Origin of the sequence: Mucilaginibacter sp. 21P (assembly GCF_019331605.1) — a bacterium.
Taxonomy (GTDB): Bacteria; Bacteroidota; Bacteroidia; order Sphingobacteriales; family Sphingobacteriaceae; genus Mucilaginibacter; species Mucilaginibacter achroorhodeus.
In genome coordinates, this window is sequence record NZ_CP063061.1 from 907,831 (window position 1) to 921,531 (window position 13,701).

The following is a 13,701-nucleotide window of genomic DNA, read 5'->3' on the forward strand; positions in this document are numbered from 1 at the left end:
TTGCGGTTAGCCGCGGGTGTTAATTAAGATAGTAGATGTTTCTATGTGCGATATGTGATTCCTTTAGTGTTGCTGTGATCGTTTTTATTATAAGATGACGAAACAGGGCTAAAGGTTACATCGAAATTCATTTTTTTAATGCAGGGATGGCAAATTCCCAGATTTGCTGCAAACCGAAATAGTGCATTTGGGGCGTATCACACACCATTTTTATGTTATCAGCTGTAGCATTTGCCTGAGATACAGCAACCTTAGTTTTGTTGCTGTGTATGGTTAGGCAAAAAGGTATTATAAGCCCGCTGATGATCAGCAGGCTTATATACTTTATTAAGGTTCTCATTGTTTTAAAGTGTCTGTTTTGGCACTATCTATTTTCAATGTCTTGGCTGGAGTTACCACAGTGTCTATCTTGCATTGCAGGCCATTATCTGTCATCAAAAAATTAGCAAATGATGCGTTCTCTTGCTTGTTCCAGCTTTTGCAATCGTAAACACTGATGCCGTTAAGCATACCATCCAGCTCGTTATCAATAACCAGTTTGGTATTCATTGGTAGCTTAAGGGTGAGGTGTACTTCCTGATTTCTCCAGGCAATAGTTTCTGATTTTTTAAATCTGCGGTTAAACTTTAAAACGTTGCCTGTTTGCTCGAAGTGATAGGTGATGCCACGTGCGTTACCCAAGGCATCTTCATAATCGCCGCCCCTCGCACTGAACGACTCCACTAAAACCGGTTGTGAAACATCACTGCGTTCAATGTTTATCGATACCTCAGAATTTGGCATGTTAAAGTTTTCCTCGTTATCATCTAATATCACTCCTCCCTTAAAATCTTTGATATTGTAGCGTGCGCTGTCTTCTGCGGTCAGGAACTTCATATCATTCCGTTTCAAATGGTAAGTGCTGTCTGCAGAAGGCACTATGTTGATAGTGCGGCTGTAGCTGGCACCTGCCCTAAATTGTGATGTAATCCTTACTGCATAGAAGATGACAATACTTAATGATACTATCCAGCACATCAATAGCGTAGAAGCAAGTGTACGGCCAATGCCTTTTGCGTTAAATACATAGGTAAGTACGGCAAGCATAATAGCCAGCAGAGGAATTATCACCAATAGTAAAGTAGATATCACGAAGATAACATTTGACCTTTCGGTAGTCAACGAATTGAAGGGGTACACAAAAGGAAAACCACCATGGCCGCTGGCGAAGCCCACAATAACGGCCCCTACGGTGAGCACTATACCGGCAAAGCTGGCTATGATGATACAGATAGCTATCAATTTAAATATAACCTTACCTGCGCCGCCAAGGAAGTTACCGGTGTGTTGTACTACATCGCCGGCAAAATCTCTTGTTTTATAAACAAAAGGACGTGCCTCGTCACTAAAATTTGAGAGATTGCTTTTTAAGCCGCTCATTTCTTCCTCAAAATTAGTTTTAAAACCCTGCAGGTTTAAACGCTGGCCTTTCATGGCCATACGGTCTGCACGGGTTTTGGCTTTAGGCACAACGATCCACAGTATTATATATAGTATAAGGCCGGTACCGCCAAAGGCAACCAGAACGGCAAATGCCAGACGGAGCCAAACCGAATTAAAATCAAAGTAATTGGCAATGCCTGAGCAAACGCCTGCTACCAGGTGATCATCAGGATCGCGGAAAAGGCGGCGGGGTTGTGAAGCAGGGTGTATGCCTGAGTGAATTGTACCGGTGTTGCCGTCTTCCACGCTTTCAAAGTCGGCTACAGAACCCATTTGCTCAACTACTGATTTTACGTCCTGCTCTATGATAACCTGCTTTCCTTCTTTTAATAGTATCTCGTTGAACATCTCTGCAATGCGGTTCTCAATATCAGTAGTGATCTCAAGGCTATCGGCAGATCCCATGAAATGGCGCTGTACATCCGTCATATAGCTTTTAAGTATCTCATAAGCATTTTCCTCGATGTGGAAGACGATGCCGTTTATGTTTATAATAATTGTTTTATTCATGATCTGGGTGATGTTAAAGGTTAGTGTTTGTTATTTCTGTCGCCGATGGATGTTTGTACGGCAAAGGCCAGTTCCTGCCAGGTAGTGTCCAGTTGCTCAAGCACCTTGCGCCCTTCTTCGGATATCACATAGTACTTCCTGGGCGGGCCCGATGTGCTTTCTACCCAGTTATAGGCAAGCAATCCGTTGTTTTTAAGCCGGGTTAACAAAGGATATAATGTACCCTCAACCACCAGCAGCCGGGCCTTCTTCAGTTCGGCGATGATATCAGATGCATATATTTCACCCTTTGCTATTATGGAAAGTATGCAATACTCCAGTATGCCTTTCCTCATTTGGGTTTGTGTGTTCTCAACAATCATAATACAAAGATATATGTTTAAGAATGTATTATGCAATACATAGTACTATATTTTTGAGATTTATTTTTGGCCATATTAGATTTCGATTAGAATAGGCCTTAGAGGGCCCTCCAAATTTGAACGGTGGATACTGGTATGTTACTTTTATGTTATTAATTATTAACTATCTTATTAATCACAGCATGAAAAAACTTCTACTAGTAAGTTTGTGCTTTCTGTCGTTGTTCGTAACGCAGGTCTATGCACAAAATCGTACGATTACTGGTACAGTTACTTCAAAGGACGACGGTTTACCGCTGCCCGGAGTAAGTGTAACCGTAACCGGAGCTTCAATTGGTACTCAAACCAATGCCGCAGGTAAGTTCTCCTTAAGCATACCTGCTTCGGCAAAATCTTTAACTTTTTCTTTTATTGGATTTAAAAAACAGGAAAAACAGCTTGGCAGCGGCAGCGCACTAAACGTGGTTCTTGAATCTTCCGCTAATGAATTAGGTGAGGTTGTTGTAACAGGTGCTTTGGGTATACAAAAAGCCAAAAGAGAAACCGCGTATTCTTCTACAACTGTTACCAGTAAGGATATTAACCAAACCAACGTAACCAACTTTGCCAACGGTTTGACAGCGAAAGTTGCGGGTTTGGCAATCCAAACTGTTGATAACAGTATTGACCCTAATGTTACAATCAAGCTTCGTGGTAACCGTTCAATCGCGGGTAACAACAATGCCTTGATCGTAATTGACGGTGTGCCGGCTCCTTATGGTGCAATCAACTCTATTAACCCTGATGACATTGCTGAAACCCAGATCCTTAAAGGTGCAGGCGCGGCAGCACTGTATGGTTCTGAGGCGTCAAATGGTGCGGTATTGATAACCACTAAACGCGGTGCCAGCAACGGCAAGCCGGTTATCAGCTACAATAACTCATTTCAAATTCAGCAAGTAGGCTTTTTTCCTAAATTTCAAAACACATATGGTATGTATGGTGGCGAGGGAGCCCCTTATATAGATCCTCTTACCGGAGGCGCTACGTATGTTCCTTATGAGAATCAATTGTACGGACCTGCCTATGATCCAACTGGTAATACTAAAGTTCAAGTAGGTTATCCAGCAGGTAGCGCTACGGGCCCAACTTTGGTTGTTCCTTACAAAGCGCTTCCAAAAAATCCAATCGAATCGTTCTTTAATACAGGTATCGTTGAGCAAAACGAGGTTTCAGTACAACAAGGTGATGCTGCCAACTCGTTTTATCTCTCTGCACAAAACGTGTATTCTAAAGGTGTTGTTCCTAATGATAAAAATCTACGTACCAGCGTAAGTGCACGTGGAGCAAGAACTTTAGGAATTTTCAAAGCTGATTATTCTGTAAGCTATACAAAAACGGATGTGAGCACTTACGGAACTGGTTACAACGGTTCTTTGCTGTATACCAACTTAATGCAATGGCCTGCATTTTTGGATATCAAACAATTTAGAAACGCTAACACCGGCACTTTCTCAAACCCAAGTGATTTTTATGACGCTTATGCTATCAACCCTTATTGGATAGTTGATAACTCAAGGATCAATACATCAAGAGACGTATTTTTATCAAATCTTAAGTTAAGCTTAAACCCAACTAAATGGATGGATTTAGCTTATCACGTTTCTTATAACTTTGGTGTTAACCAACAACGTTTCACTCAAAGCGAAGTAAGATTTACCCCTTATGGAGTAAGCGACCCTTACGGCGCAAGTAGTGTACAATCAACTTTTAAAAACACTTTATTAGCTCCGGGTCGGGTAGCAGACGTTTACCAGTTTGGTGACGGAACGTTAAACGGTTACCCAAGTGGTTACGCAAGGTTACAAGGAGATGCGACAGTAAATTTGCATCACACTTTCTTTAATGACTTTAAAACCAGCTTATTATTAGGAAATACTGTTTGGCAACAACGCTATAAGGCAATGGCCACTTCAAGTAACAGTTTGTTGGTACCAAATGTATACAACGTTGCCTATATAGGTGGTATACCAGCTGCGAATGAATCAGAAGCTAAGATCCGTCAGATTGCATTCTTCGCAGATTTAAACATTGGTTACAAAAACTATGCGTTTTTTGAAGGAACATTAAGAAATGACCGTGACTCAAGGCTTTCAGCTAAAAACCGATCATTCTACTACCCTTCAGCTAAATTGTCATTTGTGCCAACAGATGCTTTGTCGTTTATGAAAGATAACAGAGTATTAAATTACCTGAAGATATACGGTTCTGTAAGCCGTGTAGGTAATATATCTATTGGCCCTTATCAGATCAATAACATCTACGGCGTTACCTCAGGTTTCCCTTACGGTGCTTTGGGTGGTTTAAGTGCAGGTACAACTTACTACAGCCAAGATCTAAAGCCTGAGCAAGTAAATGAAATTGAAACAGGTTTAGAAGCAGCTTTATTCAACAATCGTTTAAGCTTATCTGCCACTTACTACAAACAAAACAGTAAAAACCAAACGCTTACTGTTCAAACATCGTCAGCAACTGGTTATAACGCTTCATTGCTTAACGTTGGTGAAGTTCAGTCATCTGGTTACGAATTTGAGGCTACTGCCGACCTGATGACAAAAAGTGCCAACATTTTTGGTTGGAGAGTAAAAGGTAACTTCTCAATCAACGATTCTAAAGTTATATCTCTTATACCAGGTGTAAACACTTTTGATATTTTGACCTTTGGTACCGCAGCGGTTTCTGCAAAAGTTGGCCAACCTTTCCCTTTATTAAGAGGTACCGATCTTAACCGCGATCCACAAGGCCGTGTTATCGTAGACGCTAACACTGGTCTGCCTTCTACAAACAGTACCCCGAAAGACTTTGGCAGAACAACCCCTAAATATATCTTAGGCTTAACTTCTTCATGGACCTATAAGATCGCAACTTTAACCGCGGTTTCTGAATACAGAAGTGGTTACGTTATTTACAACCAGGTTGGTAGCACCATGAACTTCGGTGGTTCATCATATGTATCTGCTTCAGCAGGCCGTTCACGTTTCATTTTCCCTAACTCTGTTATTAACACAGGTACTGCTGCTAACCCGGTTTACACACCAAACACATCAGTATCGATACAAGATGGTAACTATGGTTTCTGGCAAAGTTCGCCATATAACACGGCTAACTCTCCGCTTGTTTCAAGCGCTGCCTTCTGGAAATTACGTGAGGTTTCTTTAGCTTTCGATCTTACCCAATATATCAGACATACTGGTTTCATCAAAGGGCTAAACTTTGCGTTAACAGGTCGTAACCTTGCGCTATGGAAACCTAAAAACAATCCTTGGACAGATCCTGAGTTCTCAGATACTATCGGTAATGGTGCTGGAACTACCAGCGCAGCTCAAACTCCGGCTACACGTATTTACGGCGCAGACCTAAGAGTAACATTTTAATTGATACACAAATATGAAAAAGAATATAATCACTATAGCACTTTTAACACTCGGGTTAACCGCGTGTAAAAAGGACTTTTTGAGTTTGGAAACAAACCCAAATGCACCTTCGTCGACTACGCCCCAATTTACGTTGGCTGGTGCCCTAAAAGTTTCGGCTGATATCTCAAATACGAGCTCCCAATATAATGCCTATGCTACATGGGCAGGCCAGTGGGCGCCAAGCGGTAACTATGTACCAAGTGTACAACTACAGCAGTACAATTTTGATAATACTTTTTATCAGACCTGGACGCCGTTATACCAAAATGCTACCAACTTCAATAACTTGGTTAAGTTTGGTTTAGCTGATGCTTCATTCGCTAAATTTCAGGCTATCGGGATGATCATGAAAGTTTATGATTTTCAACAGTTGGTAGATAGCTATAACAACGTGCCTTACACAGATGCGTTTCAGGCCCCAAGTGTGCTTTTCCCAAAGTATGACAACGGTTCGGATATCTACAACGACCTGGCATCTAAATTAGATGATGCAATTAAACTAATAAACTCAAGTAGTTCAGCGGTTGATCCAGGTAGTTCTGATATCATGTTTAAAGGCGATATGACTAAATGGAAGAAGTTTGCTAACACTTTAAAATTACGTTTAGCTATCCGCTTAAGTAATTTGGGTGGCGGTGCTGCAAAATCAACATTGGCTACTACCGCAAGCGAGGGATATATCGACGATACCTTCCAGGCAACTTTAAACCCGGGTTATACTAACAGCGATGCTTTTGGTGGCCAGGAGAGCCCTTTCTGGAGAGTTTACGGGTTTGACCAAAACGGTAATCCGATCGGTGGATCTAACGACTATTGGAGAGCTAATGCTTTTGAAGTTAATTTATTAAAATCACTGAACGATCCTCGTTTGACAAAGGTTTATGCACCTGTAACAGCCGATGCTTCTGGTAGCACCTACACAGGCATCGTATTCGGGTCTTCAACAGCGTCTCCTAACCCTAATACTAGCGGTATAGGCACAGGTTTGTTAAAATCGCCTACGATGGATGCAGTTGTATTTTCTTCAGCACAATCATTATTTTTACAAGCCGAAGCTGTTGCAAGAGGATATATTTCGGGAAACGCTGCATCACTTTACAACAGAGCAATTACTGCATCATTTAATAACTTAAATGTTGCTAATGCATCAACAGCTGCTGCTAATTATTATGCTCAACAAAGCGTTGCTTACCCTGCTGGAGGCAGTCTTGAAACCCAGGTTAACGCAATTATAACCCAAAAATACATCGCTGTAACAGGTTATGAAAGAAGCGAGGCTTTTTTTGAATTTAAGAGGACTGGTTACCCTACAGGCGTACCGCGTTCTGTTGATTTAAAAGCTGCCGGAACCACTATTCCAAACCGTGTTTACTATCCGGCATCTGAATATTCTAATAATGCTAATAACGTAGCAACCCAAGGAACGATCAATATCTTTTCTTCAAAAATATTCTGGGCCAAGTAATTCTATTTAAAACATATTGATATGAAAAGAAATTATAAAATAACGTCATATATCATGCTGGGAGTGACGGCTATGCTTAGCCTTAGCTCATGCTTAAAAGATAGCGGCTATATAGACTTCAGTAAAAACGAACCTCTCGTTGAGTTTCCTTTAGAAGCTAATAGCGGCCAATTTCAGTCTGCTGCGTTTGATATATCAAGCACACCATCTACACTGCAGGTTGCTGTTAACGTTGCTTCTCCTGCTCCGTTAACCAGCGCATTAGATGTTACCGTTAGTGTGGATCAAGCTACATTAGATGCATATAACTCGGCAAATAGTACCAACTACTTAGTATTGCCTTCAGCCGACTATGCGCTTCCGGCCAAAGTAACTGTGCCTGCTAACCAGCGTTTGGGCATTTTGAATATTACTATTTATACCGATAAAATTGATCCTTCCGGTAGTTTCGCATTACCACTGAAGATCACAGATGCAAGCGGTAAAAAAATCAGCAATTACAATACTTTAATTTACAGTGTTGGAGTAAAAAATAAATATGATGGCGTTTATACCGTAACAGGCACAATGAACGATGTGGTTAATCCAGCCCTAACATCAAATTATCCTCGTACGGTTGATCTTGTAACAACCGGAGCTAACACGAGTGCTTACTTCGATGAAGGTTTAGGTGGTTTTGCACATGCTATTTTAAATGGCGGAACATTAAGTTCTTATGGACAATTTGCGCCAGTATTTACATTTGATTCTAACAACAAGCTTACAGCTGTGGTTAATAAGTATGGACAACCATCTGGCAATAATCGTTCTGCCAGATTAGATATTACAGGTATTAATGCTGTTTCTGGTACACCTGGTACTTCCGGTAGTGTTATAAAAGTGAAGTATGTAATGGTTCAAGGAACTGATCGGACGTTCTTTGACGAAACTTTTACCTACAAAAGCGCCAGGTAACACTCCTGCTCCTTTTAATTAAAAAAAAAGCCCTCAGACAAGAGGGCTTTTTTTTACTTCAAAAATCGCTAATGATTTTGAAGACTATATAAGATCTATTTTTTTAATCTTCACGCTCATAAAACCGATTTTCTTAATCGCATCCATCTTAACAGGTTAACTGGCTCGCCAAAACCGTTATTTCTGTTATTGTAACTCATTCTGAAAGAAGTCTCATTCCGTTTGTCTTTGTTAGCGATTCTCAAAATCTCATATAACTTATACTGATCAAAACTGGCTATTCCTTTTGAACGAGGATCCGGCTCACAATCTTTTGATATAAGTCGGCGCGTATGTCTAAAATAAAGTCTGCGTTATTGTTGCGATTTAAATCGGCGATGACTCAGCAAAAAACCTTATAATTTTAATACGCTGATCGCCTCATTTTCTTTAATAAATTAAGCTGATCTCTATATGTTTTTTCAAAGCCGTTGAACGTATTTAACAAGATAATTATCTTTTACAAAGCCCTGATTCTCATATAGGATCAGGGCTGTTTTATTTAATATGGATTAAAAAAAATCAAATCTAATTCAATTCTAATGCGATAAAATTTTCTGTCTGATTTATATTAATTATAAAAATTGCTCTTTTTTTTGTTTTGTTGTTAATAAACTACTACTTTTAGCAGTAATTAACTATTAACTGATCTTATTATTAACAACATGAAAAAACTTCTACTAGTAAGTTTGTGTTTCCTGTCGTTGTTTGTAACGCAGGTTTATGCACAAAATCGTACGATTACCGGTACAGTTATTGCCCGTGAAGACGGGTTGCCCATCCCCGGCGTTTCGGTAAAGGTTACCGGAACAACCATTGGCACTCAAACAAGTGCGCAAGGTAAATACACCTTAAACGTTCCAGCTTCCGCAAAGTCTCTTGACGTTACCTTCTTAGGTTACACAAGCACTACGGTAAACATTGGATCGGGTAATGTGGTGGACGTTACCTTATCTGCTGATACACGTCAGCTAAACGAAGTTGTGGTAACTGCAGGTGGTGTTGCAATTAAAAACCGCCAGCAAGGTAACCAATCAACCAGTATCCGTTCAGAGCAGCTAACTCAGGGTAAAGCATTTAACGTTGCAAGTGCCTTAACAGGTAAGGTTGCAGGTTTACAGGTAAACGCCGTATCAAGCGGTGTTAACCCTAACATCCGTTTGGTTTTGCGTGGTAACCGTTCGTTATTAGGTAACAACCAGGCTTTGGTTGTTGTAGATAACGTTATAGTGCCAACAAGTATCTTGGGTAACTTAAACCCTGAGGATATTGAGAACATCACCGTTCTTAACGGCGCTGGCGCTGCTGCTCTATATGGTTCTGATGCATCAAACGGTGCATTAATTATTACCACTAAAAGAGGTAAACGCGGAGCCACATCAGTAACTTTCTCAAATACCACCAGCATTGAAGAGGTAAACTTTCTTCCAAAATTGCAACACAGATTTGGTTCTGGTACAGGCAACGATGATGTGCCATCATATACCCCGTATGAAAACCAGCAATATGGCCCTGCATTCGACGGACAGCCACGTATAATTGGCAAACCTTTAGCAGACGGATCAATCCAAACTGTGCCTTACAGTTACAATTATGACAAAGGGAAAGATAACTTTTGGAACAATGGTTTAACAAATCAATCAGATTTTAGTATTCAATCTGGTGATGACAAAAGCACGTTTTATCTTTCTGGACAGTACTTCAATCAAAGAGCTACCATTCCAGGCGATAAATACAATAGAGCAACCATCAGACTTAACGGTCAAAGAAACCTGTTAAAAAACCTAACTGCTGACTACAACGTTAGCTACGTTCAGAACCGTTACAATACAAGCTCGGCTATTTCAGCTGTTTTTGATAACGTTCTTAACACACCAGGTCAAATACCTTTGACTGATTATAAAGATTGGAGAAACAACAAATTTGCCAATCCTAATGGTTACTACAACGAGTATTATCAAAACCCCTACTTTGCATTAGATAACAATCGCGCTTTAACCCGTAATGATTATTTGACAGGTAATATTCAATTGAAGTACTTCCCACTTAAAGAGTTGTCAATTTTGGCACGTGTTGGTATTTCAACAGCTAATCAATCTCAAAAATCATACACCAATAAGTTTACTTACAGCGATTACAGGTTAGGTATCACACCAAACTTCGCTAACATATTAGGCGGTGTAGGTGATCTGGCAAATTATAATACTCAGATAAATCCAGAGGTTCAAATTCAATACATCAAACAAGTTAGCACGGACTTTAACTTAAACGTGATTGTTGGTTCAAGCTTAAGAGAAAACCAGTATAAAGGTTTATCAGCAAGCATCAGCGGTTTAGTGGTTCCGGACTTGTTTAACTTAAGCAACAACCTTAACGTGCCTTCTGCAAGCGAAGCAAATTTTCATGCCCGCCAAATTGGTGTGTACGCTGATGCTCGTTTAGGATTCAGAGATTACTTGTATTTACACGTATCAGGCCGTAATGACTGGAGGTCAGTTCTTGCTCCCGGTAACCGTTCATTCTTTTATCCAGCGGCTGACTTATCGTTCATTGCGTCTGATGCCTTCTCTTGGATAAAATCATCAAATGTAATTGAAAGCTTGAAGTTGCGTTTAGGCGTGTCAAAAGTAGGCCAAGTTAACTTAGGTAACTCTACTAACTTTGGTGCGTACTCTTTACTACCAACATTCTCTCAAGGTTACGGCTACCCATACAACGGTAACCCTGCTTTAACGCAAGGAGATAGAATTGTATCACAAAGTATCAATCCGGAGATCACTAAATCTATTGAGACCGGTTTTGACTTAGATATGTTCAAATCAAGGATTTCAGTAAGCGCTACTTACTACAAATCAGCAACTACAGATCAGACTGTACCTGTTGGTGTATCAACTACAACTGGTTTCAGCAGCTTCTTAACTAACACAGGTAAGGTTACTAACGAAGGTTTGGAATCATCATTACGTTTAACCCCGGTTAGAACAAAAGATCTTGAAGTGACCGTTGGTGGTAACTACACATTTAACACCAATAAAGTTGTATCGATCAGCAACGACCTTAAGCAACTTAACATTGGTAGCTATACTTACGCAGGTGTGTACGCAGTTGAAGGTAAATCATTCCCATTGCTTCGCGGTACCGACTATATTAGAGATCCACAAGGCAGAATAATTGTAGACCCAGTTACTGGCTACCCAACTGCTGGTACCACTTTAGTTGATATTGGTAACACTGAGCCAAAACATCGTTTGGGTTTAGATGCAGCAGTAACTTTTAAGGGTATACGTTTAGCAGCATTGTTTGAATACCGAGGTGGTTTCATGATGTATAACCAAGGTGGTGGTACTTATGATTTTTCTGGTGCTGGTATAAGAACAACATATTTTAACCGTGACCGTTTTGTAGTTCCTAACTCATCTTATCTTGATCCAGCTACAGGCCAATATGTAGCTAATACAAACATTACTACAGCAAGTGGTGGTACAGCTTTCTGGACAGAAGGCCCAACCAACACCAACGTTGGTAAAAACTACGCATACTCTGCAGCGTTTTGGAAACTTAGAGAGTTATCATTGGGTTATGATCTTCCAAGGTCAATTTTAGCCGGCGCTAAGTTCATCAAAGCTGCACGTGTTAGTGTGCAAGGAAGAAACTTATTCTTATGGACTCCTAAAACAAATATTTATACAGACCCTGAATATAGTGCAGCAGGTTCAGACAGTAATGCGATTGGTTTAACGTCATTAGGCCAAACTCCACCGTCAAGACTATATGGTGCAACTATTTCAATTACCTTATAATAAAACAGACATGAAAAAGATATTCTCATATTTCATTGTAGGAGCTCTTGCTGTAGGCGTTACGTCTTGTAAGAAGGCTCTGGATATCAATGATAACCCTAACAATCCTACAAGCAGTACACCTGCTGTAACGCTACCCGCAGGTATTGTTGGTACTGCATCAGTAAATAACAATTACAGCCAATCTTTTGGTTACCCGGGAGGCTTTTTTGCTAACGTTTACGGTTTTGGCGGTTACGGTGCTACTGTAACAACAAATTATGGCACCAGTGATTTCGCAGGCCCCTTTCAGCAGTCGTATGACAATGCTCAGGATTATCAATATATTATTGATAATACGTCAGGCGCTTCAAACGTGTATTTCAATTCAATAGCACGTATCATGAAAAGCTTTGTGTTTTCTAAATTGGTAGATAATTATAATGATGTACCCTATACAGATGCACTTAAAGGCGTTGGTAATTTAACTCCAAAATATGATAAGGCAGCTGATGTTTATACCGCTCTTGTTAAGGAACTTGATGCATCTATAGCTGCAATCACTGCTGGCCAGGCACAACCGTCTTCAAGTGCTCCAACAAAAGTTCTGGCTCCTGCTGACCCTATGTTTGGTGGCAGTGACCACATGGATGATTGGAAGCGTTTCGCCAATACTTTGAAACTGCGTTTATTAGTAAAAATGGCAGCGGTACCAGAAACAGCAAGTTTTGCTACAACTGAACTTGCATCTTGGAACTCAACAATCGGTATCATCACAGATGATGCTTTGGTTAATCCAGGTTATGCCAAACAAGGCGGCAGATTAGCGCCAATCTATAACTCATTGGCTGCTGATGAAAATGGTAACCGTCGTGTAACGTCAGTTCTGCCAACCAAATACGTGTTTGCCTTTTATAATGGTGGTAAATTAACAGATGAAGGTCGTGGAGGTGTAATCTACAGGTCATACCCTAATACCCAAACCAATCAGTTAGGCCAGGAAAACCTTGCAAGTACGGTTATCCCACCAGCCGGTTCAACGGCGTTTTACACCGGAGCCGACTTTAACACACCTGGTTTAGGCGCTGTTAAAGGCCCTTCACAAGGGCAGGTTATTATGCTTTTAGCGGAAGCTCGATTCATCAAGGCTGAAGCTGAAGCAAGAGGGTTAATTGGTGGTGGTATTTCTGCTGCAAAAACAGATTTTGAAGCAGGTATAACTGCATCTTTCCGTTATTTGTATAAGAATCAAACTAATGTGGTTGATGGAAGTAAAACTACTGCCCTAACAACGGCTCTTGCAGATTATAAAACAGCTAATCCTTCGTCTTACTTAGTAAATTTTGATTTAGCAACCACTGCGGCGCAGCGTCTTGAGGCAATTATTACACAAAAATACATTGCTTTGAATGAAATTTCTCATGATGAGGCTTTTGCTGAATTTAGAAGAACAACCTACCCGGTCAGTACAACCAGTACCAGCAACCCTATCACCTCGTTCGCATCAATACAATCTCGTGCTACAAGCCCAGATAAATTAATAACGAGAGTGCCTTATCCGCAATCAGAATACAACCTTAACCCATCTAATGTTCCTCAGAACATTAATATTTACACGGCTAAGGTATTTTGGGATTTAAATTAAAATAAGCAGA

At 40.4% G+C, this 13,701-nt stretch carries 8 protein-coding genes; 5 read left to right on the top strand and 3 right to left on the bottom strand.

Going from position 1 to position 13,701, the window contains the following annotated elements:
• Positions 1–127 precede the first annotated feature (127 nt).
• From INP83_RS03995 to INP83_RS04005, 3 genes are read right to left on the bottom strand one after another with little or no spacing between them, the layout of a single operon-like run.
• Positions 128–340, bottom strand: a complete 213-nt coding sequence (locus INP83_RS03995; protein ID WP_219126382.1) for a hypothetical protein — start codon at positions 338–340, stop codon at positions 128–130.
• Positions 337–1,992, bottom strand: a complete 1,656-nt coding sequence (locus tag INP83_RS04000) for a PspC domain-containing protein (protein WP_219126383.1) — start codon at positions 1,990–1,992, stop codon at positions 337–339. Before INP83_RS04000 ends, INP83_RS03995 begins: the two co-directional genes overlap by 4 nt.
• 20 nt (positions 1,993–2,012) lie before the next feature.
• The gene (locus tag INP83_RS04005) at positions 2,013–2,354 is read right to left on the bottom strand and encodes a PadR family transcriptional regulator (RefSeq protein ID WP_146269418.1); all 342 of its coding nucleotides are present in this window, start codon (positions 2,352–2,354) and stop codon (positions 2,013–2,015) included.
• Positions 2,355–2,536: 182 nt separating this feature from the next.
• Between INP83_RS04005 and INP83_RS04010 the strand changes: the two genes are divergently transcribed.
• From INP83_RS04010 to INP83_RS04030, 5 genes are all read left to right on the top strand, one after another.
• Positions 2,537–5,767: a SusC/RagA family TonB-linked outer membrane protein gene (locus INP83_RS04010; RefSeq protein ID WP_186458685.1), complete on the top strand. Its 3,231-nt coding sequence runs from the start codon at positions 2,537–2,539 to the stop codon at positions 5,765–5,767.
• A 13-nt stretch (positions 5,768–5,780) separates the two neighbouring features.
• Complete coding sequence (locus INP83_RS04015; RefSeq protein WP_219126384.1) at positions 5,781–7,274, top strand: SusD/RagB family nutrient-binding outer membrane lipoprotein; 1,494 nt, start codon at positions 5,781–5,783, stop codon at positions 7,272–7,274.
• 21 nt (positions 7,275–7,295) lie between these two features.
• Positions 7,296–8,228 carry a DUF1735 domain-containing protein gene (locus INP83_RS04020; protein WP_219126385.1) on the top strand — a complete coding sequence of 311 codons (933 nt, stop codon included), beginning with the start codon at positions 7,296–7,298 and terminating at the stop codon, positions 8,226–8,228.
• A 704-nt stretch (positions 8,229–8,932) separates the two neighbouring features.
• Positions 8,933–12,067 carry a SusC/RagA family TonB-linked outer membrane protein gene (locus INP83_RS04025; protein WP_146269414.1) on the top strand — a complete coding sequence of 1,045 codons (3,135 nt, stop codon included), beginning with the start codon at positions 8,933–8,935 and terminating at the stop codon, positions 12,065–12,067.
• A gap of 10 nt (positions 12,068–12,077) precedes the next feature.
• Positions 12,078–13,691, top strand: coding sequence for a SusD/RagB family nutrient-binding outer membrane lipoprotein (locus INP83_RS04030; RefSeq protein WP_186458684.1), 1,614 nt, complete (start codon positions 12,078–12,080; stop codon positions 13,689–13,691).
• Positions 13,692–13,701 lie beyond the last annotated feature (10 nt).